The following is a 22,246-nucleotide window of genomic DNA, read 5'->3' on the forward strand; positions in this document are numbered from 1 at the left end:
TCCGCACCAGAGCACCGAGAAGGGCCCCCGGCCCGCCGTTCGCGGCGGACCGGGGGCCCTTCTGCGTTGCCCGCGACTGTCTGGCCGGGGCGGTCGGCTACCGGGTGTAGGGGAGGACGAATTCGTAGTCCTGCGCGAGGAGTTGCGGCAGGTAGTCGGCGACGGCCTGAACGGTCTGGTCGCGGTTGCCGCCGCCGTCGTGCTGGAGGATGACGCTGCCCGGCGAGGCCCCGGTCAGTACCGCCTGCTCGATCTTGGACACTCCGGGACGCGCCCAGTCGTTGGTGTCGATGTTCCAGCCCAGCGGCTCCATGCCGAGGTCCGCGCAGATCGCCAGGGACTCCGCGTTCCAGTCGCCGTAGGGCGCGCGGCACCAGCGCGGGGGAGCGCCCAGGGTCTTCTCGATGATCTCGCTGGTGCGGCCCAGTTGGTCCCTGACCTGAGCGCCGGAGAGCTTGGTGAGCTGGGGATGGGTGTACGAGTGGTTGGCGATCTGGTGGCCCTCGGCGGAGACGGCGTGGAGCAGTTCGGGGAACGCGGTGGCGTTCTCGCCGATGACGAAGAACGTCGCCCGGATCCGGTACTTGCGCAGCACCGCCAGGACCTGCGGGGTGTTCACCGGGTGCGGGCCGTCGTCGAAGGTGAGCGCGATCCTGCGGCCCTTCGGGGCGGGGAGGACGTACTCCGCCGACGTACGGACCTGGGCGTGCGCCGGGGGCACCCCCATGGAGCTGTCGCCCGCGATGGCCCGCAGCCGGAAGTGCTCGGGGTTCTGTCGTACCCCGGGCCGTACGGCGGCGGGGCCCGCGGCTCCGGTCACGGGAGCACTCGGGGTGGGTGTCGCCGAGGGCGTTCCGCTGCCCTTGGGGCCGGGGGTTCCCCGGGAGGCCCCCCGGTCCGGAGCGATGTTCAGGACGTCCGTGGCGAAGGCCGCGCACATCACGCCGGTGGCGATGGCGGCGGTCAGGAATTGCCTTCGTGATTTTGTGTGATGATCTGATTGCATGCCTATGGCGATGCCACAGAGCTGTCCCTGGATGTCGAAGCCGCGCCCACCGGGGTCCGGGAGATCACCCGATGGGCGCTGTGGTCGTACGCGGTCGGCCCAAGGCGGGACCGGCTCCGTCGGCCGGACCCCGCGAGCCGGGCGGGGCCTTCGGGACGCGGTCTAGACGGACCGGACCGGCCGCCAGAGCCAGGGGAGCGCGCCGGGGCCGATTCCGGCGATCGTCGGGCCCTCGGTGCTGGTGCGGCCGTTGAGCAGGGTGGCCCCTTCGAGCGGTACGACCCCGTCGGTGCGGGTCAACACCTTCCCGTTCAGCAGGAGTTGGACCCGTCCTCGGTCGTCCTGGCCGAGCAGCGCGGGACCGGCGGCGTGTCCGAGGGGGTGCCGGCCGCCCAGATGCACGCGGGTGGTCGCGGCCGTGGCGGGCTTGCGGTAGTAGACATCGATGCCACCGTCCGGCGCGGCCACGGCGGTGGGGAAGTCGCCCGGCAGCGGCAGGCCCGGCTCCGGACGTTCGGTCAGCGGTCCACCGTCCGCGTCCTGGGTCCAGTGGTGCACGGTGTCACGGCCCGACGCGAAGACATGGACACGGCCCGCTGTGTCCAGCGTGGCGGAGAGGCCGTCCTGTATCTGGGCGCCGCCGAGATCGGTCCAGTCGCTCCAGCGGCCCTGGGCGCTGCGCACCCGCGTACTGATGCCCTGGGCGGCGTTGCGCAGGAAGAGGTGGACGCGGCCCTGCTGGTCGGTCACCGCCACCGGGACCCCGATGCGGCGCCCCTTCTCCGGGTCGGACTCCGGGTTGCCGAGCCCGGTCCAGGCGGCGAAGTTCCCTCCGGCGGTGCGCTGTTCGAGCAGTACGACCTCGCGCGTATTGGCGGCGCCGTGCCCGGCGATGGAGGCGAACCGCAGGGCGAACAGCAGCTGTCTGCCGTCCTTGAGCGTCGCCGAGCCGAGCGCCGGGGCGAGCGGTCCGCCGCCCAGGTCGTGCGGCGGCCCCCACTGGCCGCTGCCCGGCGCGGTCTCGCGCCAGCGCACCGCCCGCAGGCCGAGCACTCCGTACCCGACGAGGCGGCCGTCCTCGGTGGTGGCCAGCGAGGGGCGCGGGCCCGGGTAGCGGTAGTGGGTGGAGCGGACCCACCCCTTCTTGTTGGTCAGCGGTCGTCCGAGGCCGACGTTGTAGTCGCCGCAGCCGCCCGGGTTGCCGCAGTTCCAGGACTCGCTGCCGCCGTACGGCACCAGATGTGCGGCCTTCTCCTGGAGCACCTTCGGTGACAGGTTCTTCGGCCAGTGGCGGTTGTAGTAGCCCCGGTACGCGGTGGTGACGAAGGCCGGTATGTCGCCGTGGCCCGCCGTGGCCTCGGCGACCCAGCGTATGAGCGCCGCCCAGCTGAACGAGGCGGTGGCGGTGTGGTCCGGGTGGTCGGAGTAGCCGACCTGCTCGCTGTCCTTGCGGCGGACCGCGTCGGTGCTGTGCTGGACGTCCGGGTCGGGGTCGAGGGTGTGCACGACCGTGGGGCGGTACTGGGTGAGCAGCCCGGTGAGTACGTCCACCAGTCCGTCGTAGGTGTACGAGCCGGTCGACTCCAGCGGCGAGCCCTCGGCCGCCACCGTCCGCAGGTTGAGCCCCCGGTCGGACCAGAGCGACGGCAGTCCCAGCCGCCCCCGGGAGGTGTGCATGGCAAGGTTGAGGAATATCAGCTCGACCCGGCGACCGCCCCGGACCAGGGTGTTTATCTCGGCCTTGTGACCGCCGCGCAGGGTGGTCACGCCCTTCTGCCACTGCGTGAAGGGCGCCAGTCCGAGCAGCGCCGCGTACGCCTGGCGCAGCCCCTGGTGGCGGGCGGACGAGTAGGCGGGCTTGTCGGGGAGCGGATGCGGCTGCCCGGCGACCACGTTGATACCGGTGGCCTCCCCGGCGGTGACGTACACGGAGACCAGCGGGGTGCCGGAGTCCAGCATCCGCTGGGTGTCCGGGTTCATGAAGTACAGGTCGTCGTCGGGGTGCGCCAGTATCTGCATCAGCCGCTCGTGCCTGGCCACGGATATCGCCTTGCCAGGCATGGGGTCGGCGATGCTGGTCCCGCGGCGCGGGTCGGCGGGAACGGAGCAGGCGCTGAGGGCGGCCGACGCGGCCGCCGTCCCCAGGCCCGCGAGCAGGATCCGTCTGGAGGGGCCGCGCCCCGGTGAAGTGCTCAAGATCGTGCTCCGTCCGCTCCCCTGCACGGGCCGTCCCGTGCCTTTCCGGTTTGCTTGACGGAGTTCGCTTCGCGGAGGTTGCCTCGGACCGGGCGGTGTTACAGCAGGTGAGAGGGGTGTGACAGGGGCGGTTCGTGGTGCGGGCGCAGGCGGCGCCCCACGCCGGGCGGCACCGTGAACCGCAGGGCCCCGTACGGGACTTCGCGGAAACGGCCTGGGGCCGCCCCCTGTGCGGCGGGCCCCCTGTGCGCCGGTGCCGCGGGCCGGACGCCGGGGCGTGACGCATCGAGGGCCGCCCGGCCGAGGGCCGCTTCGACCGGTGCCGCATCCGTCGGCCTCCGTCACATTCGGGACGAAGAGGGAGGTTCACCAGCCCGAAGGCTGAAGAGTGGAATCTGTACGTAACGGTCGGAAATGCCTCTCGTGCGCGCGGGTGTCTCAGCAGCTGGACGCATGGGCACACGCGTTCTCGCCTCGGTGCTGGTCCAGGGGAGACACTGGGTCGGACGACCGCCCGCCGCACCCGGGCGGCCCTTGTTTGTGCCCGAACGAAAGGGACCCGCTGTGACACCCCCATCCCCCCGCTCCTCGGAGGACAAGTCCTCGAAGGACAAGCTCGCCGCCCTGCGCACCGAGATCGAGCACCGCAACCCGGCCCAGCCGGAATTCCACCAGGCCGTGCACGAAGTGCTGGAGAGCCTGGCACCCGTGCTGGCCGAGCGTGACGACTACGCGCAGGCGGCACTGCTGGAACGGCTCTGCGAGCCCGAGCGGCAGATCATCTTCCGGGTGCCCTGGCAGGACGACCGGGGGAGGGTGCACGTCAACCGCGGCTTCCGGGTGGAGTTCAACAGCGCCCTCGGGCCGTACAAGGGCGGTCTGCGGTTCCACCCCTCGGTGAACCTGGGCATCGTGAAGTTCCTCGGCTTCGAGCAGATCTTCAAGAACGCCCTGACCGGACTGGGTATCGGCGGCGGCAAGGGCGGCAGCGACTTCGACCCGCACGGCCGGACCGACTCCGAGGTCATGCGCTTCTGTCAGTCCTTCATGACGGAGCTGCAGCGCCACATCGGCGAGCACACCGACGTACCGGCCGGTGACATCGGCGTCGGCGGCCGGGAGATCGGCTATCTGTTCGGCCAGTACCGCCGCATCACCAACCGCTGGGAGGCGGGCGTCCTCACCGGAAAGGGCCTCGGCTGGGGCGGCTCCGCGATCCGCCCCGAGGCGACCGGCTACGGCAACGTGTTCTTCACCGCCGAGATGCTGCGCCGGCGCGGGGAGGACCTCCAGGGCCAGACCGCTGTGGTCTCCGGCTCGGGCAACGTCGCCATCTACACGATCGAGAAGCTGAAGGCCCTCGGCGCCAACGCCCTGACCTGCTCCGACTCCGGCGGCTACGTCGTGGACGACAAGGGCATCGACGTCGAACTGCTCAAGCAGGTCAAGGAAGTCGAGCGCGCCCGCATCAGCGAGTACGCCAAGCGCCGGGGCGCGTCCGCCCGCTACATCGCCGGTGGCCGGGTCTGGGACGTACCCGCCGACATCGCGCTCCCCTCGGCGACCCAGAACGAACTGGACGCGGACGCCGCGGCCACGCTCGTACGCAACGGCGTCAAGGCCGTCTCCGAGGGCGCGAACATGCCCGCCACCCTGGAGGCCGTGGACGTCCTGCGCGAAGCGGGCGTCGCCTTCGGCCCCGGCAAGGCCGCCAACGCGGGCGGTGTCGCGGTCAGCGCCCTGGAAATGAGCCAGAACGCGGCCCGCGACACCTGGACCCCCGCGCGGGTGGAGGACGAGCTGGTACGGATCATGCGCGACATCCACCACACCTGCTACGAGACCGCCGAGCGCTACGGCGCCCCCGGCGACTACGTGACCGGTGCCAACATCGCCGGCTTCGAGCGGGTCGCGGACGCGATGCTGGCGCAGGGCGTCATCTGACACCTCCACCACGGGCCGCCGTTCCCGACCGCGCCGGTGCGGCGGCCGGTCGGGGGCGGGGCGGTGGCCGGGGTGGCACCGGGGCCCACCCGCTTGCCTCCCAGGTACGCGACGTTGTCTGCTGTTCCTCGTACCGTGAGTAGTCGCGCGTTCGAAGTCCGGTAAGGGTGCTCCGGGTTGTGGCCACGGGAGCGGCGGGGCGGCCGAAGTACAGGCGTGCACGGAGGGGGATTCTGTGTGAGTGACCAGCAAGCGGACATCGAGCGGATCAAGGAGTGCTCGCGGTCGCTGAAGCGCATCCACGACACGTTCGACAAGAGGAGCGACCCCTCCCAGGGATACGGGGTGGCGGAACTCGGCTCGCAGAAGCTGCTCGATGCGTTCCACACGTTCGGCAGCAACTGGAAGATCCACCGTGGGAAGCTCACGGAAGAGCTGGAATCCCTGTACGGGATAACGAAGACGGCAGCCGAGTCCTACGAGAAGATCGACCACGAGCTCGCCGAAGCACTCCGGGACCAGGACAAGCCGTCTGCGGGCAAGTCCGCCGGAAAGGCGGCGAAGTGAGCGCGCAGCGTCCCGCCGGACCACGCTGGGAGGTACTCGGTGAGTCCTCCGACCCGATTCCCGGCGATCCCGAGGAAGTAGCGGGACTCGGCCGCCAACTGCGCCGGACCGCCGACGCCATCGACAAAGAAGCCCGCGAGATCAAGGCCCTCGCCTCCGTCGAGAACTGGCGCAGCAAGGCCGCCACGGAGTTCCGGAAGTCGGCCGAAGGCGCTGGTGACAAGCTGCGCAAGGCCTTCAAGCGGTACGACGAGGCAGCCACCGCACTGGGGACCGCCGTCGCCGACGGTGTGTGCAGCAAGGAATACGCTTCCGAGCTGCACAGGGCCCAGCAGATGGCGGACAAGGCGCTGACGGACGCGGAGAGCGCCCACGGCGATCTCACCTCCGCCCAGCGCTCGCTCGACGGGCAGCCCGACAACCCCCCGGACGACGACCCGGACAGCCGCAAGTTCAAGCACCACAAGGAGCAGGCGTCAGCCGCGTTGTCGAGCGCCAAGGATGCGCTGGACGCGGCCAAGGGGGTACGCGACGCGGCAGCGAAGGCGGCGGCCGACGCGATCCATGACGTCATCGAGCACGACGGGCTCAAGGACGGCTGGAAGGACAAGTTCAAGAACTGGGTCCATGAGAACGCCGGCTGGCTCACGGAAATCTCCAAGTGGGCGGGGAGGATCGCACTGTGGGCCGGGGTGGCAGCGCTCGCGCTCGGCTGGATCCCCGTCATCGGACAGGCCATTGCCGCCGTCGCCAACGTCATCGCCCTGGCGGCGAGCGTGGTGGCCCTGGCGACCGACCTCGTGCTGGCCCTGGGGGGCGAGGGCAGCTGGAAGGCGGTGTTCCTCGACGCGGTGGGTGTCGCCACGTTCGGCATCGGGCGCGCCGCCATGTCGGGTGCCAAGGGGGCGGCAGCCGGGAGCAAGGCGCTGGCTCGCAGCAGCCTGTTCAAGAACGCGGTGTCTTCGGGCATGAAGACGAACAAAGCCTGGAAGCTGGCCAATCGTGGCGCACAGGGGGCGCTGCGCGGCAGATCGGCTGCGAAGGCCCTGGCATCTGCGCCGAAGGGACCACTGCCCAGCTGGAGCAACGTCAAAGAAGGCTTCAGCCCGACTTCGATGTACCGGGACACGGTCGACGGGGTCAAGTCGGTCAAGAATGCCTTCTCCGGCCAGGCATGGCGCGAGGGCGTGAAGAGCGTTGCGCCTCCGCGATCGGCGGGGACGCTCGATCCCGACCTGGCGAGGGCCGCGGCAGACCTCAAGGGCATTTCCCCGGCAGCACTGAAGATGCCTGCTGTCGCCTCGTCCGTGAGTAACTTCACTGCCCAGACCAATGTCTGGGCCGGGGCCACTGCTACCGGAGTCGTTGCCGGCGCGGAAGGGGCGTATGGCAGCGTGACGTCCCTCTATGACAAGGTCACTGGTTGATACGGCCTCTGACCTGGGGAACTTCATGAATCCTGGCTCGACCCGGACGACAGTCGCTCCCGACGAACCCGCTCTCAGGCCTGTGGCGATGCGAGGCCCCGGTCTTGAGCTGTGCCACCGGGCCCGGCTTTTCCTGGACGGCGGCGAGCTGGTCCTGCGTCGGCGTTCCGGGGAGCGCCGGTTCGCGGTCGGAGGTGCGGACGGGATCGCCCGCGCGGTCTTCATCGATGTGGTCGGGCCGGATCTGGAGGGGCGCATGGGGCCACCGGTGCCCGGCTCCTGGGGCAAGATCCAGTTCCAGAACGGCGACGGCGGGCTGATCGGGCACCTCGATCTGGACGACTGGCTGCCCGAGTCGGGAGAGCTGCCGAAGGGTGCGGTCGGTGGTGAGCAACTGCTGGTCCGTACCGGGATGTCCGCACTGCTGAGCGCCGCCGGGATCGCGCTGCACACGGTGCGGGACGAGAGCGACCCCATGGTGGCGAGTACCGATTCCTTCCGCCGAGGCCTCTCGCTGGGGCCGGGCAGCTTCTTTCCGTACTGGTACTTGGGTATACGCCTGACGGCCGGTGCCGTTTGGTTCGTTGCTGTCAGCATCATCATTCTCTCCGGCACCCGCGCACCCTGGCTGATCCTGGTGTCTGCGACCGCGGCTGTGCTTGCCCCTGTGGCCCGGCTGGTGCTGCGCCTCTGGACCCGTGTACGGATGCGGAGGTACTCGCCCAGGGTCCGAGCCAGGATCTCGCCGTGCCCCTCAGGGGGCGCGACGATCCGGTTCCGGCGGGACACCGAACTGCGTATCCAGGACAAGGATCTGGTGCTGCGCGATCTCTCCGGGCAGGAGATCTGGCTGCCGCGCGGGGGATCACACCGCGTGGCGTCACTGGTCCGGGTGCTCGACCACACAGGGCGCCCGCTGGGCGCCGAGTTGCGCGGATCCGACGGGCAGGTCCGCGCGGTGCTGCCCTGGGAGCTGTGGTTCGGTGGTCCCGGGGGCAGCGCAAGTTGGTCGGAGTTCCAGCGGGAGGCCGGGCTCCCGGCGTCCGACCACCGGCTGAGCCGCCGTGGCTCGTGGCCCAAGAAGTCCTTCGCTGCCGGGCTGGGAGTTCTTCCGGCGACGGCCGCCGAAGCGCGCAGGGTCTCCCGCTTCCCCGGCACGATCGCCGGTATGTCCTCCACAGCCGTGATGATCGTCAGTCCGCTGCTCTCCGTGGGGCAGGGCCTGCAGATCTCGGACACCCACGCTGCTGCGGGTGACACCGCGATCCTGCTCGGATTTCTAGGTTGGTTCCTGCAGGCAGCGCCCTACGTGGTGCATCAGCTGAACAGTCGTCTGCGGCTCGACCGGCCCATACGGAGCAAGGAGATCGTGTCATGACCGATCCGGACCCGCAGCACGCCGCCCTGGACGGGGAACCGGCGCCCGCCGTTCCCGGCGACTACCGGTTGCTGCTCCCCGACGGCTGGTTCCGCATCCTGCTGGAACCCGAGCAGCGCGACAGCTCGGTCGCGGCGCTCGTGGACCGGCAGTTCGAGGGGGTCGACAATGCCCCGCATCTCAAGGCGGAACTGCGGAATGACCTGCTGCGCCGGGCAGCCAAGGCGTACCGCAACGGTGGAATAGAGCTGTATCTCAGTCTTCAGCAGGCCGGACCGTTCACCATCCCGGCCTCGCTCCTGGTGACGCTGGCCCCTTTGAAGCACGCGGAACCGCTGCCCCTGGACGCGCTCGCGCGGTCCCTCGCCGAGAGCGGCCCGGTCGGCCAGGAGGTCAGCATCGGAGAACTGGCGTCGGGCCCGGCGGTCCGGGTACGGAAACAGGTCGAACAGCCTGGTGACGGCTCTGACGCTGTCGTGCGCCTCTCCACATCTGTGGAGTACCACATGCCCGTGCCGCAGACCGCGGCGTTCCTGCTGCTGACCTTCTCGACGCCTCTGGAACCGCTGGCCGACGCGATGGCCGGCCTGTTCGACGCCGTTGCCGACTCGCTGTGCTGGACGGAGTGACCGCAGATGCTGATCGACCTGAACAATCTCGGACTGGAGTGTTCGGAGGACTGGGTGCCCTTCCCCGTCACCGACATGGATCTCGGTTACTGGGCAGGCCAGGAGGCCCGGAACCTCGCCGAACGCTACGAGCGGGACGGCCAGGCAGCCGACACCGCGCGGCTGGAGCGGGGCCTCGAGCGCGCTGCGGCCGACAGCCGTACCCGGACACCGCTGGCTGCCTTCGGCTGGTACCTCAGCGGTCACCACGAGGTCGTCGCCTTTATGGAGATCGACGCGATCCTTCCGGACGACACGGTGCCGGACGTCACCCTCGGCTGGCTGGCCGAGCACATGCGGGCCGGTGATTTCGGGGAGCCGGACGTCCGGTATCTCCCGCTGCCGCTCGGTGACGCCGTCCGTATCCGGGAGAACATGGCAGGCGAGCGCAAGTGGCGCTTCGGCGCCCGCCCGGTGATCCGGGCACTCACCTACGGAGTGCGTCCACCGGACACCGACGGGCTGCTCACCATGCACGTCTCGTGGACCGAGCCGGTGGTCGACGAACCGCTGGAGCAGATCGTCGACAGGATCGCCGCGACGCTGTCGCTGTAGGGGAATGCGGCGGGTCGCGAAGCCCGCGGGACGGGGTCCAGGTCAGCGGCGCCCGGCCACCGGCACATGCCAGAGGCAGGCCCATCACTCGTTCCGGTGAGGCCGCGAACGCGTGCCGCGTTTGACCGGCTCGTGGCGGGGAGTAAGATCTCCGGCCCGATTGGCCAGCGTCACGCCTGCTATGGCAGACTGTCGGGGTTGCTCGGTTGAGTGCCGATGCTGCGCGCCTCCCGTCGGGAGGACTGGAAGCAAGTCCCACAGTACTCGTCGCCCCAACTGCCGTAAGGCAGCGCTGAGGCGGACGTACGGGAATCTTCCGGGAAGCGTCAGCGGGGCGCCGGCCAGGCACCCGGTGGGTGTTCACCCCCGGCTTGCGGTCACGGCCCGCACCCCTTGGTTGGGAAATCCTTCGGGAGATCTTCGTAGAGGGAATGCGACACGCCCGACCGCGTGGGTCGGAGAGGAACGCAGTACCCGGCGGGTCCCAGAGCGTTACGAGAGACAGGACTACTGAGTAGCCATGGCGGGACAGAAGATCCGCATCCGGCTCAAGGCCTACGACCACGAGGTCATCGACTCTTCGGCGAAGAAGATCGTCGAGACGGTGACGCGCACTGGTGCGTCGGTCGCAGGCCCGGTGCCGCTGCCCACTGAGAAGAACGTGTACTGCGTCATCAAGTCGCCGCACAAGTACAAGGACTCGCGCGAGCACTTCGAGATGCGCACGCACAAGCGCCTCATCGACATCCTCGACCCCACGCCGAAGACGGTTGACTCGCTCATGCGCCTCGACCTCCCGGCGGGCGTCGACATCGAGATCAAGCTCTGAGGTGACGCGCGAGATGACTAAGAACATCAAGGGCGTCCTGGGCGAGAAGCTCGGCATGACCCAGGTCTGGGACGAGAACAACCGGGTTGTCCCGGTGACCGTCGTCAAGGCCGGGCCGTGCGTCGTGACGCAGGTCCGTACGAACGACATCGACGGCTACGAGTCGGTCCAGATCGCCTTCGGCGAGATCGACCCTCGCAAGGTGAACAAGCCCCTCAAGGGCCACTTCGCCAAGGCCGACGTGACTCCGCGCCGCCACCTGGTGGAGCTCCGCACCCCTGACGCCAGCGAGTACACGCTGGGCCAGGAGATCACCGCCCAGGTGTTCGAGTCCGGCATCAAGGTTGATGTCACGGGCAAGAGCAAGGGCAAGGGCTTCGCCGGTGTCATGAAGCGCCACAACTTCAAGGGTGGCAAGGCTTCCCACGGTGCCCACCGAGTGCACCGTAAGCCTGGCTCCATCGGTGGCTGTGCCACCCCGGGCCGTGTCTTCAAGGGCATGCGCATGGCGGGCCGCATGGGCAACGAGCGGGTCACCACCCAGAACCTGACCGTCCACGCCGTTGACGCGGAGAAGGGTCTGCTGCTCATCAAGGGCGCGGTCCCCGGTCCGAACGGCGGCCTCGTCCTGGTCCGTACCGCGGCCAAGGGGGCTTGAGGAACCGATGAGCACCATTGACATCCTTTCGCCGGCAGGCGACAAGGCCGGGACCGTCGAACTCCCCTCGGAGATCTTCGACGCCAAGATCAGCATCCCGCTGATCCACCAGGTCGTTGTCGCGCAGCTGGCCGCGGCCCGTCAGGGCACGCACAAGACCAAGCGTCGCGGCGAAGTCCGCGGTGGCGGTAAGAAGCCTTACCGCCAGAAGGGCACCGGCCGCGCGCGCCAGGGTTCGACCCGTGCGCCGCAGTTCGCCGGCGGTGGCGTCGTCCACGGCCCGCAGCCGCGTGACTACTCGCAGCGCACCCCGAAGAAGATGAAGGTCGCCGCTCTGCGCGGTGCCCTCACCGACCGGGCCCAGAACGCTCGTATCCACGTCGTCTCCGGCGTGGTCGAGGGCGTTGCCTCCACGAAGGCCGCGAAGTCCCTGCTGGGCAAGGTCAGCGAGCGCAAGCACGTGCTCCTGGTCGCCGAGCGTTCGGACGAGGCCGCGTGGCTGTCCGCCCGTAACCTGCCCCAGGTGCACCTCCTGGAGCCGGGCCAGCTGAACACGTACGACGTGCTCGTCTCCGACGACGTGGTCTTCACCAAGGCCGCCTTCGAGTCCTTCGTGTCTGGCCCCAAGGCCACCACTGAGACCGAAGGGAGCGACGTCTGATGGCTGAGACGACCGTTACCAGCAAGACCTTCACGGACCCGCGCGACGTCCTCGTCAAGCCGGTTGTTTCCGAGAAGAGCTACGCGCTGCTCGACGAGAACAAGTACACGTTCATCGTCGCGCCGGGCTCCAACAAGACCCAGATCAAGCAGGCCGTGGAAGCGGTCTTCTCGGTCAAGGTCACCGGGGTCAACACGATCAACCGCCAGGGCAAGCGCAAGCGCACCCGCACCGGGTTCGGGAAGCGCGCTGACACCAAGCGCGCCATTGTGACCCTTGCCGAGGGCGACCGTATCGACATCTTCGGCGGCCCGGTCTCCTAACGGAGTCCGAGTCGTCCGGAATCGGACGAGGACTGAGAAATGGGTATCCGCAAGTACAAGCCGACGACCCCGGGCCGTCGTGGCTCCAGCGTCGCCGACTTTGTCGAGATCACGCGGTCCACGCCGGAGAAGTCGCTGGTTCGCCCTCTGCACAGCAAGGGCGGCCGTAACAACACCGGCCGGATCACCGTTCGCCACCAGGGTGGCGGACACAAGCGCGCCTTCCGTGTGATCGACTTCCGTCGTCACGACAAGGACGGCGTGCCGGCCAAGGTCGCGCACATCGAGTACGACCCGAACCGCACCGCGCGCATCGCGCTGCTGCACTACGCAGACGGCGAGAAGCGCTACATCCTCGCCCCGGCCAAGCTGGGCCAGGGCGACCGGGTGGAGAACGGCGCAGGTGCCGACATCAAGCCGGGCAACAACCTGCCGCTGCGCAACATCCCGGTCGGTACGACCATCCACGCCATCGAGATGCGTCCCGGTGGCGGAGCGAAGATCGCCCGTTCCGCGGGTGCTTCGGTCCAGCTGCTCGCGAAGGAAGGCGCCATGGCGCACCTTCGTATGCCGTCGGGCGAGGTCCGTCTGGTCGACATCCGCTGCCGCGCCACCATCGGCGAGGTCGGCAATGCCGAGCAGTCGAACATCAACTGGGGCAAGGCCGGTCGTATGCGCTGGAAGGGCGTTCGCCCGTCCGTCCGCGGTGTCGCGATGAACCCGGTCGACCACCCGCACGGTGGTGGTGAGGGTAAGACCTCCGGTGGTCGCCACCCGGTCAGCCCGTGGGGTCAGAAGGAGGGTCGTACTCGCTCGCCGAAGAAGGCTTCGAGCAAGTACATCGTCCGCCGCCGCAAGACGAACAAGAAGCGCTAGGAGCGGGTTTAGATGCCGCGCAGTCTCAAGAAGGGGCCTTTCGTCGACGGACACCTTGTCAAGAAGGTGGACGTACAGAACGAAGCAGGCACCAAGAACGTCATCAAGACCTGGTCCCGGCGCTCGATGATCATCCCGGACATGCTGGGACACACCATCGCGGTGCACAACGGCAAGATCCACGTCCCGGTGTTCGTCACCGAGTCGATGGTCGGCCACAAGCTCGGCGAGTTTGCGCCGACCCGCACCTTCCGCGGCCACGTCAAGGACGACCGCAAGTCGAAGCGCCGCTAAGGCGGGGTGCGAAGACTATGAACGACACCGAAGGGACAACCATGGAAGCCAGGGCCCAGGCGCGGTACATCCGCGTCACGCCCATGAAGGCCCGCCGCGTGGTGGACCTTATCCGTGGCATGGATGCCACGGAGGCTCAGGCCGTCCTGCGTTTCGCCCCGCAGGCCGCGAGCGTGCCGGTTGGCAAGGTGCTGGACAGCGCCATTGCCAACGCTGCACACAATTACGACCACACCGACGCCGGCAGCCTCGTCATTTCCGAGGCGTACGTCGACGAGGGCCCGACCCTGAAGCGGTTCCGTCCGCGCGCCCAGGGCCGTGCCTACCGGATCCGCAAGCGGACCAGCCACATCACCGTGGTCGTCAGCAGCAAGGAAGGAACCCGGTAATGGGCCAGAAGGTTAACCCGCACGGGTTCCGGCTCGGCATCACCACGGACTTCAAGTCCCGTTGGTACGCCGACAAGCTGTACAAGGACTACGTCAAGGAAGACGTTGCCATTCGTCGCATGATGACGAAGGGCATGGAGCGCGCCGGTATCTCGAAGGTTGAGATCGAGCGCACCCGCGACCGCGTCCGCGTCGACATCCACACCGCTCGTCCGGGCATCGTCATCGGCCGCCGCGGCGCCGAGGCCGACCGCATCCGCGGCGAGCTGGAGAAGCTGACCGGCAAGCAGGTCCAGCTCAACATCCTCGAGGTCAAGAACCCCGAGGTGGACGCTCAGCTGGTGGCCCAGGCCGTCGCCGAGCAGCTGTCCTCGCGTGTCTCCTTCCGTCGCGCCATGCGTAAGAGCATGCAGTCGACGATGAAGGCCGGCGCCAAGGGCATCAAGATCCAGTGCGGTGGCCGTCTCGGCGGCGCCGAGATGTCCCGTTCGGAGTTCTACCGCGAGGGTCGTGTGCCGCTGCACACGCTCCGCGCGAACGTGGACTACGGCTTCTTCGAGGCCAAGACGACCTTCGGCCGCATCGGCGTGAAGGTCTGGATCTACAAGGGCAATGTCAAGAACATCGCCGAGGTCCGCGCCGAGAACGCTGCGGCCCGTGCGGGTAACCGCCCGGCCCGTGGTGGCGGCAGCGACCGTCCGGCCGCAGGCGGCCGTGGTGGCCGTGGTGGCGAGCGTGGCGGCCGCGGCCGCAAGCCGCAGCAGACCGCGCCGGCAGCAGAGGCCCCCAAGGCCGACGCTCCCGCCGCCGCTGCTCCGGCTGAGAGCACTGGAACGGAGGCCTGACCGACATGCTGATCCCTCGTAGGGTCAAGCACCGCAAGCAGCACCACCCCAAGCGCAGTGGTATGGCGAAGGGTGGCACTGAGGTCGCATTCGGTGAGTACGGCATCCAGGCGCTGACGCCGGCGTACGTGACGAACCGCCAGATCGAGGCTGCTCGTATCGCGATGACCCGCCACATCAAGCGTGGCGGCAAGGTCTGGATCAACATCTACCCGGACCGTCCGCTCACCAAGAAGCCTGCCGAGACCCGCATGGGTTCCGGTAAGGGTTCCCCGGAGTGGTGGATCGCGAACGTCAAGCCCGGCCGGGTGATGTTCGAGCTGTCCTACCCGAACGAGAAGGTCGCTAAGGAGGCGCTCACCCGCGCCGCCCACAAGCTTCCGATGAAGTGCCGCATCGTGCGGCGCGAGGCAGGTGAGTCGTGATGGCGGCCGGTACCAAGGCGACCGAGCTGCGTGAGCTGAACGACGAGGACCTCGTCGCCAAGCTCCGTGAGGCCAAGGAAGAGCTGTTCAACCTCCGCTTCCAGGCGGCGACCGGGCAGCTCGAGAACCACGGTCGGCTCAAGTCCGTCCGTAAGGACATCGCCCGGATCTACACCCTGATGCGTGAGCGCGAGCTGGGCATCGAGACGGTGGAGAGCGCCTGATGAGCGAGAAGAATGTGACTGAGACGACTGAGCAGCGCGGTTTCCGCAAGACCCGTGAGGGTCTCGTCGTCAGCGACAAGATGGACAAGACCGTCGTCGTCGCTGTCGAGGACCGCGTCAAGCACGCGCTGTACGGCAAGGTCATCCGCCGTACGAACAAGCTCAAGGCGCACGACGAGGCCAACGCCGCAGGCGTGGGCGACCGTGTGGTCATCATGGAGACGCGTCCGCTCTCCGCGACGAAGCGCTGGCGCATCGTCGAGATCCTTGAGAAGGCCAAGTAATAATCCCTGAGCTCATCGCTCAGGTCAGTTCCGCCAGGCTCGGTGGGGGACCCGCGTAAGTCACTTACGCGGGTTCCCCCGCCGGGAACCGGCAGACGATCAGGAGATAGACGTGATCCAGCAGGAGTCGCGACTTCGCGTCGCCGACAACACGGGTGCGAAGGAAATTCTCACCATTCGTGTTCTCGGTGGCTCGGGTCGCCGCTACGCGGGTATCGGCGACGTTATCGTCGCCACCGTCAAGGATGCGATCCCCGGTGGCAACGTGAAGAAGGGTGACGTCGTCAAGGCGGTCATCGTTCGCACCGTCAAGGAGCGCCGCCGCCAGGACGGCTCGTACATCCGCTTCGACGAGAACGCCGCCGTCATTCTGAAGAACGACGGCGACCCCCGCGGCACCCGTATCTTCGGCCCGGTGGGCCGTGAGCTGCGCGAGAAGAAGTTCATGAAGATCATCTCGCTCGCGCCGGAGGTGCTGTAAGCATGAAGATCAAGAAGGGCGACCTGGTTCAGGTCATCACCGGTAAGGACCGCGGCAAGCAGGGCAAGGTCATCGTTGCCTACCCCACGCAGAACCGTGTCCTCGTCGAGGGTGTCAACCGGGTCAAGAAGCACACCAAGGCCGGCCAGACCGCTCGTGGTTCGCAGACCGGTGGCATCGTGACGACCGAAGCCCCTGTCCACGTCAGCAATGTTCAGCTGGTTGTGGAGAAGGACGGCAAGAAGGTCGTCACCCGCGTCGGCTACCGCTTTGACGACGAGGGCAACAAGATCCGCGTTGCCAAGCGGACCGGTGAGGACATCTGATGACTGCCACCACTGCGCCGCGTCTGAAGACGCGCTACCGCGAGGAAATCGCCGGCAAGCTGCGTGAGGAGTTCTCCTACGAGAACGTCATGCAGATCCCCGGTCTCGTCAAGATCGTGGTCAACATGGGTGTGGGCGACGCCGCCCGCGACTCCAAGCTGATCGACGGTGCCATCAAGGACCTCACCACGATCACCGGTCAGAAGCCGGCCGTCACCAAGGCCCGCAAGTCGATCGCGCAGTTCAAGCTGCGCGAGGGGCAGCCGATCGGCTGCCACGTCACCCTCCGCGGTGACCGCATGTGGGAGTTCCTGGACCGTACGCTGTCGCTCGCGCTTCCGCGTATCCGTGACTTCCGTGGCCTGTCGCCGAAGCAGTTCGACGGCCGTGGCAACTACACCTTCGGTCTCACGGAGCAGGTCATGTTCCACGAGATCGACCAGGACAAGATCGACCGGGTCCGGGGCATGGACATCACCGTGGTCACCACGGCGACCAATGACGACGAGGGTCGTGCCCTCCTTCGTCACCTCGGCTTCCCGTTCAAGGAGAACTGACCGTGGCGAAGAAGTCCCTGATCGCTAAGGCCGCCCGCAAGCCGAAGTTCGGCGTCCGCGGGTACACCCGCTGCCAGCGCTGCGGCCGGCCCCACTCCGTCTACCGCAAGTTCGGCCTGTGCCGCGTGTGCCTTCGTGAGATGGCCCACCGTGGCGAGCTGCCGGGCGTGACCAAGAGCTCCTGGTAATCCCTTCCGGGATAAACCAGAGGCTCTCGGTAAGTATCTGGTCGGCAGAAGCCCCGCTCCGCATGCCGTAGGCTTGCGGGGTTGGGCGTCTGCCGCCCTAGACCGACTTACTACGCCGTAGGTCCCCGCACCGCACCCGTCCCGCCACTGAGTGGGGAGAGGGATGGCGCATACAGGAAACCCCGGCGAGAGAGGCCGAAGGCCAATTCATGACCATGACTGATCCCATCGCAGACATGCTCACGCGTCTGCGTAACGCAAACTCGGCGTACCACGACTCCGTCGTGATGCCGCACAGCAAGATCAAGTCGCACATCGCGGAGATCCTCCAGCAGGAGGGCTTCATCACCGGCTGGAAGACCGAGGACGCCGAGGTCGGCAAGAACCTCGTTCTCGAGCTGAAGTTCGGCCCGAACCGCGAGCGCTCGATCGCCGGCATCAAGAGGATCTCGAAGCCGGGTCTGCGTGTGTACGCGAAGTCCACCAACCTGCCGAAGGTTCTCGGCGGCCTGGGCGTGGCGATCATCTCCACGTCCCACGGTCTCCTGACCGGCCAGCAGGCCAGCAAGAAGGGCGTAGGTGGGGAAGTCCTCGCCTACGTCTGGTAGTCGGGAACGGAGGAAAAGCTAATGTCGCGAATCGGCAAGCTCCCCATCCAGGTTCCCGCCGGTGTGGACGTCACCATCGATGGCCGCACGGTCGCGGTGAAGGGCCCCAAGGGGACCCTCACGCACACCGTCGCCGCGCCGATCGAGGTCACCAAGGGCGAGGACGGCGTGCTGAACGTCGTCCGTCCTAACGACGAGCGTCAGAACAAGGCCCTTCACGGCCTGTCCCGCACGCTGGTGGCGAACATGATCACCGGCGTGACCGCGGGATACAGCAAGGCGCTCGAGATCAGCGGTGTCGGTTACCGCGTCCAGGCGAAGGGCTCCAACCTGGAGTTCGCCCTGGGCTACAGCCACCCGGTCGTCGTCGTTGCCCCCGAGGGCATCACCTTCAAGGTCGAGTCGCCCACGAAGCTCAGCGTCGAGGGCATCGACAAGCAGAAGGTCGGCGAGGTCGCCGCTAACATCCGCAAGCTGCGGAAGCCCGACCCGTACAAGGCCAAGGGCGTCAAGTACGCCGGCGAGGTTATCCGCCGCAAGGTCGGAAAGGCGGGTAAGTAAGCCATGGCATACGGTGTGAAGATCGCCAAGGGCGACGCGTACAAGCGCGCTGCCATCAAGCGCCGCCACGTCCGCGTGCGCAAGCACATCTCCGGTACGCCGGAGCGTCCGCGCCTGGTCGTGACGCGTTCCAACCGCAACATCGTTGCGCAGGTCATCGACGACATCGCGGGCCACACGCTCGCGTCGGCGTCGACCCTGGACACCTCGATCCGCGGTGGCGAGGCCGACAAGAGCGCCCAGGCGCAGCAGGTCGGTGCGCTCGTCGCCGAGCGTGCGAAGGCCGCGGGTGTCGAGGCTGTCGTGTTCGACCGTGGTGGCAACAGGTACGCCGGGCGCATTGCCGCTCTGGCTGACGCCGCCCGCGAAGCCGGGCTGAAGTTCTAAGCCCCGGTTCCGGGACTAACGGACGTAACAGAGAGAGGTAAATCCAATGGCTGGACCCCAGCGCCGCGGAAGCGGTGCCGGTGGCGGCGAGCGGCGGGACCGGAAGGGTCGCGACGGTGGCGCTGCCGCCGAGAAGACCGCTTACGTTGAGCGCGTAGTCGCGATCAACCGCGTTGCCAAGGTTGTCAAGGGTGGTCGTCGCTTCAGCTTCACCGCGCTCGTCGTGGTCGGAGACGGTGACGGCACCGTAGGTGTCGGTTACGGCAAGGCCAAGGAAGTTCCCGCGGCCATCGCCAAGGGCGTCGAAGAGGCCAAGAAGAGCTTCTTCAAGGTCCCGCGTATCCAGGGCACCATCCCGCACCCGATCACGGGCGAGAAGGCCGCGGGCGTCGTCCTGCTGAAGCCTGCTTCCCCCGGTACCGGTGTTATCGCCGGTGGCCCGGTGCGCGCCGTTCTGGAGTGCGCCGGCGTTCACGACATCCTGTCGAAGTCGCTCGGCTCCGACAACGCGATCAACATCGTGCACGCGACCGTGGCGGCCCTCAAGGGCCTGCAGCGTCCCGAGGAGATCGCGGCTCGCCGTGGTCTGCCCCTCGAGGACGTCGCCCCCGCGGCTCTGCTCCGTGCGCGTGCGGGAGCGGGTGCGTAATGGCTCGCCTCAAGATCACGCAGACGAAGTCGTACATCGGCAGCAAGCAGAACCACCGCGACACCCTGCGTTCGCTCGGGCTCAAGCGCCTGCACGACGTGGTTGTCAAGGAGGACCGCCCCGAGTTCCGCGGAATGGCTAACACCGTCCGCCACCTCGTGACGGTTGAGGAGGTCGACTGACATGGCGGAGAACAACCCGCTGAAGGTCCACAACCTCCGGCCCGCCCCCGGTGCCAAGACCGCCAAGACCCGTGTGGGCCGTGGTGAGGCATCGAAGGGTAAGACCGCAGGTCGTGGTACCAAGGGCACGAAGGCCCGTTACCAGGTTCCGGAGCGCTTCGAGGGTGGGCAGATGCCCCTCCACATGCGTCTCCCGAAGCTCAAGGGCTTCAAGAACCCGTTCCGCACCGAGTTCCAGGTCGTGAACCTGGACAAGCTCGGTGAGCTCTACCCGCAGGGTGGGGACGTCACGGTGGCCGACCTGGTCGCCAAGGGCGCGGTGCGCAAGAACTGCCTCGTCAAGGTCCTTGGCCAGGGCGAGATCTCCGTGGCGCTGACGGTTTCGGTTGACGCCGTTTCCGGCTCCGCCAAGGAGAAGATTGCCGCCGCGGGCGGCACCGTCACCGAGCTCGTCTGAGACGACTCGATGACCTGAACACCCAACCGGGGATGCCCTTTTGAAAGGGCATCCCCGGTTGGTCGTTCCTAGGGGGCGGGGTCGCCGGTAAGGTGGCGCTGCACTGTCTGAACCCAGCGTGGTGTATCCGCGCGGCTATTGACCGATACGTACTCATCGAACCTCAAGACCGTCACCTCTGACGCAGACCGCGCGGGGGTCGCAGGAGGCACCGTGCTCACCGCGTTCGCCCGAGCGTTCAAGACGCCCGACCTGCGCAAGAAGCTGCTCTTCACACTCGCCATCATCGTGATCTACCGGCTCGGGACGCACATCCCGATTCCCGGTGTCAGCTACTCGAACGTGCAGACCTGCATGGACCAGACGAAGACCAACCAGGGTCTGTTCGGTCTGGTCAACATGTTCAGTGGTGGCGCGCTGTTGCAGATCACCATCTTCGCGCTCGGCATCATGCCGTACATCACGGCGAGCATCATCCTTCAGCTGCTGACCGTGGTGATCCCGCGGCTGGAAGCCCTGAAGAAGGAAGGGCAGTCCGGCCAGGCGAAGGTCACGCAGTACACGCGTTATCTGACGGTCGCGCTCGCGATCCTTCAGGGCACCGGCCTGGTGGCCACCGCCCGTACCGGCGCGCTGTTCAGCGGCTGCCCGGTCGCCAGCCAGATCGTGCCCGACCAGTCGATCTTCATCACCGTCACCATGGTCATCTGCATGACCGCCGGTACCTGCGTCGTGATGTGGCTCGGCGAGCTCGTGACCGACAAGGGCATCGGCAACGGTATGTCGATCCTGATGTTCGTCTCGATCGCCGCCGGTTTCCCCGGTGCGCTGTGGGCCGTCAAGCAGCAGGGCAAGCTCGCGGACGGCTGGATCGAATTCGGCGCCGTGATCCTGGTGGGTCTGGCCATGGTCGGCCTCGTCGTCTTCGTGGAGCAGGCCCAGCGCCGGATCCCCGTTCAGTACGCGAAGCGCATGATCGGCCGGAAGTCCTACGGCGGTACGTCCACTTACATCCCGCTGAAGGTCAACCAGGCCGGTGTGATCCCGGTCATCTTCGCTTCGTCGCTGCTCTACATCCCTGGTCTCGTCGTGCAGTTCAGCGGTTCGACCGCGGGCTGGGCGACCTGGATCAAGGACAACCTGGTCAAGGGCGACCACCCCGCCTACATCGTTTCGTACTTCCTGTTGATCGTGTTCTTCGCCTTCTTCTACGTGGCGATCTCGTTCAACCCCGAGGAAGTCGCCGACAACATGAAGAAGTATGGTGGCTTCATCCCGGGCATCCGGGCTGGCCGACCGACCGCTGAGTACCTGAGTTACGTACTCAACCGGATCACCTGGCCGGGGTCGCTGTATCTGGGTGTGATCGCTCTTGTCCCAACGATGGCGTTGGTGGGCTTCGGTGCGAACCAGAACTTCCCGTTCGGCGGGACGAGCATCCTGATCATCGTGGGTGTGGGTCTGGAGACCGTGAAGCAGATCGAGAGCCAGCTCCAGCAGCGCAATTACGAAGGGTTCCTCCGCTGATGCGTATCGTCCTCGTCGGACCGCCCGGGGCGGGCAAGGGAACGCAGGCCGCGTACCTTGCCAAGAACCTGGTGATCCCGCACATCTCCACGGGCGACCTCTTCCGTGCCAATATCAGTCAGGGCACGGAGCTGGGCAAGCAGGCCAAGGCGTACATGGACGCCGGCGACCTGGTGCCCGACGAGGTCACCATCGGGATGGCACAGGACCGCATGTCCCAGCCGGACGCCGTGGGAGGGTTCCTCCTCGACGGCTTCCCGCGGAACGTCGCGCAGGCCCAGGCGCTCGACGAGTCGCTGAAGTCCGCGGGGCAGAAGCTGGACGCGGTGCTGGATCTTGAGGTCCCCGAGGACGAGGTCGTCAAGCGGATCGCAGGTCGGCGTACCTGCCGCAACGACGGCAAGCATGTCTTCCACCTGGTGTACAGCCCGCCCAAGCAGGACGGTGTCTGTGACATCTGCGGTGGCGAGCTGTACCAGCGCGGTGACGACAGCGAGGAGACGGTCCGCCGTCGCCTGGAGGTCTACCACGCCGAGACCGAGCCGATCATCGACCACTACAAGGCCCAGGGCCTGGTGGTCACGATCTCCGCGCTCGGCAAGGTCACCGAGGTGACCGAGCGGGCCATGGAGGCCCTTCGGGCCGACCGGGCCTGACGCAGTACGTATCCAGACGGCCGCGGTGTCCCCAGGACGCCGCGGCCGTACTGTTGAACAGACATCTGGCGCACTCACAATCCGGTGTCGCACACACAATCCGGGTTCGACGGGGAAG

The 22,246-nt window shown here is 67.5% G+C and carries 31 protein-coding genes; 29 read left to right on the plus strand and 2 right to left on the minus strand.

From position 1 onward, the window contains the following. Positions 1–97: 97 nt before the first annotated feature. A complete protein-coding gene (locus NBY69_RS07685; RefSeq protein ID WP_250299267.1) occupies positions 98–1,006 on the minus strand; it encodes a polysaccharide deacetylase family protein in 909 nt (302 codons plus the stop codon). A gap of 162 nt (positions 1,007–1,168) precedes the next feature. After that, positions 1,169–3,202, minus strand: a complete 2,034-nt coding sequence (locus NBY69_RS07690; RefSeq protein ID WP_374211227.1) for a PIG-L family deacetylase — start codon at positions 3,200–3,202, stop codon at positions 1,169–1,171. A gap of 564 nt (positions 3,203–3,766) precedes the next feature. Between NBY69_RS07690 and gdhA the strand changes: the two genes are divergently transcribed. From gdhA to NBY69_RS07835, 29 genes are all read left to right on the plus strand, one after another. Then, positions 3,767–5,146, plus strand: coding sequence for an NADP-specific glutamate dehydrogenase (gdhA, locus tag NBY69_RS07695; protein ID WP_250299268.1), 1,380 nt, complete (start codon positions 3,767–3,769; stop codon positions 5,144–5,146). Positions 5,147–5,383: 237 nt separating this feature from the next. Next, entirely contained in the window at positions 5,384–5,713 is a 330-nt protein-coding gene (locus NBY69_RS07700; protein WP_250299270.1) for a hypothetical protein, read from the plus strand. Further along, on the plus strand, positions 5,710–7,140 hold the full coding sequence (locus NBY69_RS07705; RefSeq protein ID WP_250299272.1) for a hypothetical protein: 1,431 nt from the start codon (positions 5,710–5,712) through the stop codon (positions 7,138–7,140). The genes NBY69_RS07700 and NBY69_RS07705 overlap by 4 nt, the downstream gene beginning before the upstream one ends. An 88-nt stretch (positions 7,141–7,228) precedes the next feature. Continuing rightward, the gene (locus NBY69_RS07710) at positions 7,229–8,518 is read left to right on the plus strand and encodes a hypothetical protein (RefSeq protein WP_250299274.1); all 1,290 of its coding nucleotides are present in this window, start codon (positions 7,229–7,231) and stop codon (positions 8,516–8,518) included. Next, the gene (locus NBY69_RS07715; RefSeq protein WP_250299276.1) at positions 8,515–9,147 is read left to right on the plus strand and encodes a hypothetical protein; all 633 of its coding nucleotides are present in this window, start codon (positions 8,515–8,517) and stop codon (positions 9,145–9,147) included. The genes NBY69_RS07710 and NBY69_RS07715 overlap by 4 nt, the downstream gene beginning before the upstream one ends. A 6-nt stretch (positions 9,148–9,153) precedes the next feature. Beyond that, positions 9,154–9,741, plus strand: coding sequence for a hypothetical protein (locus tag NBY69_RS07720; protein ID WP_250299278.1), 588 nt, complete (start codon positions 9,154–9,156; stop codon positions 9,739–9,741). 520 nt (positions 9,742–10,261) lie between these two features. After that, positions 10,262–10,570, plus strand: coding sequence for a 30S ribosomal protein S10 (gene rpsJ, locus NBY69_RS07725; RefSeq protein ID WP_003948644.1), 309 nt, complete (start codon positions 10,262–10,264; stop codon positions 10,568–10,570). Between the two features lie 13 nt (positions 10,571–10,583). After that, positions 10,584–11,228 (plus strand): 50S ribosomal protein L3, encoded by a 645-nt coding sequence (rplC, locus tag NBY69_RS07730; RefSeq protein WP_250299280.1) that lies wholly within the window; start codon positions 10,584–10,586, stop codon positions 11,226–11,228. Between the two features lie 7 nt (positions 11,229–11,235). Next, positions 11,236–11,889 carry a 50S ribosomal protein L4 gene (gene rplD, locus NBY69_RS07735; protein ID WP_250299282.1) on the plus strand — a complete coding sequence of 218 codons (654 nt, stop codon included), beginning with the start codon at positions 11,236–11,238 and terminating at the stop codon, positions 11,887–11,889. Then, positions 11,889–12,212 carry a 50S ribosomal protein L23 gene (rplW, locus tag NBY69_RS07740; RefSeq protein WP_164264444.1) on the plus strand — a complete coding sequence of 108 codons (324 nt, stop codon included), beginning with the start codon at positions 11,889–11,891 and terminating at the stop codon, positions 12,210–12,212. Before rplD ends, rplW begins: the two co-directional genes overlap by 1 nt. Positions 12,213–12,251: 39 nt before the next feature. Further along, entirely contained in the window at positions 12,252–13,088 is an 837-nt protein-coding gene (gene rplB, locus NBY69_RS07745) for a 50S ribosomal protein L2 (protein WP_164264445.1), read from the plus strand. Between the two features lie 12 nt (positions 13,089–13,100). Then, positions 13,101–13,382 carry a 30S ribosomal protein S19 gene (rpsS, locus tag NBY69_RS07750; protein WP_164264446.1) on the plus strand — a complete coding sequence of 94 codons (282 nt, stop codon included), beginning with the start codon at positions 13,101–13,103 and terminating at the stop codon, positions 13,380–13,382. A gap of 41 nt (positions 13,383–13,423) precedes the next feature. Continuing rightward, positions 13,424–13,771, plus strand: coding sequence for a 50S ribosomal protein L22 (gene rplV, locus NBY69_RS07755; RefSeq protein WP_006604878.1), 348 nt, complete (start codon positions 13,424–13,426; stop codon positions 13,769–13,771). Continuing rightward, positions 13,771–14,616, plus strand: coding sequence for a 30S ribosomal protein S3 (gene rpsC, locus NBY69_RS07760; protein ID WP_250299284.1), 846 nt, complete (start codon positions 13,771–13,773; stop codon positions 14,614–14,616). Before rplV ends, rpsC begins: the two co-directional genes overlap by 1 nt. A 5-nt stretch (positions 14,617–14,621) precedes the next feature. After that, positions 14,622–15,041 carry a 50S ribosomal protein L16 gene (gene rplP, locus NBY69_RS07765; RefSeq protein ID WP_164264448.1) on the plus strand — a complete coding sequence of 140 codons (420 nt, stop codon included), beginning with the start codon at positions 14,622–14,624 and terminating at the stop codon, positions 15,039–15,041. Beyond that, positions 15,041–15,265: a 50S ribosomal protein L29 gene (gene rpmC, locus NBY69_RS07770; RefSeq protein WP_028812369.1), complete on the plus strand. Its 225-nt coding sequence runs from the start codon at positions 15,041–15,043 to the stop codon at positions 15,263–15,265. The genes rplP and rpmC overlap by 1 nt, the downstream gene beginning before the upstream one ends. Further along, positions 15,265–15,549: a 30S ribosomal protein S17 gene (gene rpsQ / locus NBY69_RS07775; protein ID WP_250299290.1), complete on the plus strand. Its 285-nt coding sequence runs from the start codon at positions 15,265–15,267 to the stop codon at positions 15,547–15,549. The genes rpmC and rpsQ overlap by 1 nt, the downstream gene beginning before the upstream one ends. A gap of 112 nt (positions 15,550–15,661) precedes the next feature. Next, positions 15,662–16,030 (plus strand): 50S ribosomal protein L14, encoded by a 369-nt coding sequence (gene rplN, locus NBY69_RS07780; RefSeq protein ID WP_003966950.1) that lies wholly within the window; start codon positions 15,662–15,664, stop codon positions 16,028–16,030. Between the two features lie 2 nt (positions 16,031–16,032). Further along, positions 16,033–16,356: a 50S ribosomal protein L24 gene (rplX, locus tag NBY69_RS07785; protein ID WP_164264450.1), complete on the plus strand. Its 324-nt coding sequence runs from the start codon at positions 16,033–16,035 to the stop codon at positions 16,354–16,356. Further along, positions 16,356–16,913, plus strand: a complete 558-nt coding sequence (gene rplE / locus NBY69_RS07790) for a 50S ribosomal protein L5 (RefSeq protein ID WP_164264451.1) — start codon at positions 16,356–16,358, stop codon at positions 16,911–16,913. The genes rplX and rplE overlap by 1 nt, the downstream gene beginning before the upstream one ends. 2 nt (positions 16,914–16,915) lie before the next feature. After that, positions 16,916–17,101, plus strand: a complete 186-nt coding sequence (locus tag NBY69_RS07795; protein ID WP_024491590.1) for a type Z 30S ribosomal protein S14 — start codon at positions 16,916–16,918, stop codon at positions 17,099–17,101. Positions 17,102–17,310: 209 nt separating this feature from the next. Next, positions 17,311–17,709 (plus strand): 30S ribosomal protein S8, encoded by a 399-nt coding sequence (gene rpsH / locus NBY69_RS07800; RefSeq protein WP_164264452.1) that lies wholly within the window; start codon positions 17,311–17,313, stop codon positions 17,707–17,709. A 21-nt stretch (positions 17,710–17,730) separates the two neighbouring features. Beyond that, a complete protein-coding gene (rplF, locus tag NBY69_RS07805; RefSeq protein ID WP_250299292.1) occupies positions 17,731–18,270 on the plus strand; it encodes a 50S ribosomal protein L6 in 540 nt (179 codons plus the stop codon). Between the two features lie 3 nt (positions 18,271–18,273). After that, the gene (gene rplR / locus NBY69_RS07810) at positions 18,274–18,657 is read left to right on the plus strand and encodes a 50S ribosomal protein L18 (RefSeq protein ID WP_250299294.1); all 384 of its coding nucleotides are present in this window, start codon (positions 18,274–18,276) and stop codon (positions 18,655–18,657) included. A 46-nt stretch (positions 18,658–18,703) separates the two neighbouring features. Continuing rightward, positions 18,704–19,306: a 30S ribosomal protein S5 gene (gene rpsE, locus NBY69_RS07815; RefSeq protein ID WP_250299297.1), complete on the plus strand. Its 603-nt coding sequence runs from the start codon at positions 18,704–18,706 to the stop codon at positions 19,304–19,306. After that, positions 19,306–19,488, plus strand: a complete 183-nt coding sequence (rpmD, locus tag NBY69_RS07820) for a 50S ribosomal protein L30 (protein WP_024491595.1) — start codon at positions 19,306–19,308, stop codon at positions 19,486–19,488. Before rpsE ends, rpmD begins: the two co-directional genes overlap by 1 nt. Position 19,489: 1 nt before the next feature. After that, the gene (gene rplO / locus NBY69_RS07825; protein ID WP_250299301.1) at positions 19,490–19,945 is read left to right on the plus strand and encodes a 50S ribosomal protein L15; all 456 of its coding nucleotides are present in this window, start codon (positions 19,490–19,492) and stop codon (positions 19,943–19,945) included. Positions 19,946–20,158: 213 nt separating this feature from the next. Further along, positions 20,159–21,472, plus strand: coding sequence for a preprotein translocase subunit SecY (gene secY, locus NBY69_RS07830; RefSeq protein WP_250299303.1), 1,314 nt, complete (start codon positions 20,159–20,161; stop codon positions 21,470–21,472). Further along, positions 21,472–22,128, plus strand: a complete 657-nt coding sequence (locus NBY69_RS07835) for an adenylate kinase (protein ID WP_250299305.1) — start codon at positions 21,472–21,474, stop codon at positions 22,126–22,128. Before secY ends, NBY69_RS07835 begins: the two co-directional genes overlap by 1 nt. Positions 22,129–22,246: the final 118 nt, after the last annotated feature.

Source organism: Streptomyces sp. A 4/2 (assembly GCF_940670765.1).
GTDB lineage: Bacteria > Actinomycetota > Actinomycetes > Streptomycetales > Streptomycetaceae > Streptomyces.

Bases quoted from the DNA above. Each gene is read 5' to 3' on its own strand.
- rpsJ (WP_003948644.1), top strand. From the start codon at position 10,262: ATGGCGGGACAGAAGATCCGCATCCGGCTCAAGGCCTACGACCACGAG.
- NBY69_RS07710 (WP_250299274.1), top strand. From the start codon at position 7,229: ATGCGAGGCCCCGGTCTTGAGCTGTGCCACCGGGCCCGGCTTTTCCTG.
- rpmC (WP_028812369.1), top strand. From the start codon at position 15,041: ATGGCGGCCGGTACCAAGGCGACCGAGCTGCGTGAGCTGAACGACGAG.
- rplR (WP_250299294.1), top strand. From the start codon at position 18,274: ATGGCATACGGTGTGAAGATCGCCAAGGGCGACGCGTACAAGCGCGCT.
- rplX (WP_164264450.1), top strand. From the start codon at position 16,033: ATGAAGATCAAGAAGGGCGACCTGGTTCAGGTCATCACCGGTAAGGAC.
- rplE (WP_164264451.1), top strand. From the start codon at position 16,356: ATGACTGCCACCACTGCGCCGCGTCTGAAGACGCGCTACCGCGAGGAA.
- rplC (WP_250299280.1), top strand. From the start codon at position 10,584: ATGACTAAGAACATCAAGGGCGTCCTGGGCGAGAAGCTCGGCATGACC.
- NBY69_RS07835 (WP_250299305.1), top strand. From the start codon at position 21,472: ATGCGTATCGTCCTCGTCGGACCGCCCGGGGCGGGCAAGGGAACGCAG.
- rpsQ (WP_250299290.1), top strand. From the start codon at position 15,265: ATGAGCGAGAAGAATGTGACTGAGACGACTGAGCAGCGCGGTTTCCGC.
- rplP (WP_164264448.1), top strand. From the start codon at position 14,622: ATGCTGATCCCTCGTAGGGTCAAGCACCGCAAGCAGCACCACCCCAAG.
- rplF (WP_250299292.1), top strand. From the start codon at position 17,731: ATGTCGCGAATCGGCAAGCTCCCCATCCAGGTTCCCGCCGGTGTGGAC.
- rpsH (WP_164264452.1), top strand. From the start codon at position 17,311: ATGACCATGACTGATCCCATCGCAGACATGCTCACGCGTCTGCGTAAC.
- rplW (WP_164264444.1), top strand. From the start codon at position 11,889: ATGGCTGAGACGACCGTTACCAGCAAGACCTTCACGGACCCGCGCGAC.
- rplO (WP_250299301.1), top strand. From the start codon at position 19,490: ATGGCGGAGAACAACCCGCTGAAGGTCCACAACCTCCGGCCCGCCCCC.
- rplV (WP_006604878.1), top strand. From the start codon at position 13,424: ATGGAAGCCAGGGCCCAGGCGCGGTACATCCGCGTCACGCCCATGAAG.
- NBY69_RS07715 (WP_250299276.1), top strand. From the start codon at position 8,515: ATGACCGATCCGGACCCGCAGCACGCCGCCCTGGACGGGGAACCGGCG.
- NBY69_RS07685 (WP_250299267.1), bottom strand. From the start codon at position 1,006: ATGCAATCAGATCATCACACAAAATCACGAAGGCAATTCCTGACCGCC.
- rpsE (WP_250299297.1), top strand. From the start codon at position 18,704: ATGGCTGGACCCCAGCGCCGCGGAAGCGGTGCCGGTGGCGGCGAGCGG.
- rpsC (WP_250299284.1), top strand. From the start codon at position 13,771: ATGGGCCAGAAGGTTAACCCGCACGGGTTCCGGCTCGGCATCACCACG.
- rplB (WP_164264445.1), top strand. From the start codon at position 12,252: ATGGGTATCCGCAAGTACAAGCCGACGACCCCGGGCCGTCGTGGCTCC.
- rplD (WP_250299282.1), top strand. From the start codon at position 11,236: ATGAGCACCATTGACATCCTTTCGCCGGCAGGCGACAAGGCCGGGACC.
- NBY69_RS07720 (WP_250299278.1), top strand. From the start codon at position 9,154: ATGCTGATCGACCTGAACAATCTCGGACTGGAGTGTTCGGAGGACTGG.
- rpsS (WP_164264446.1), top strand. From the start codon at position 13,101: ATGCCGCGCAGTCTCAAGAAGGGGCCTTTCGTCGACGGACACCTTGTC.
- rpmD (WP_024491595.1), top strand. From the start codon at position 19,306: ATGGCTCGCCTCAAGATCACGCAGACGAAGTCGTACATCGGCAGCAAG.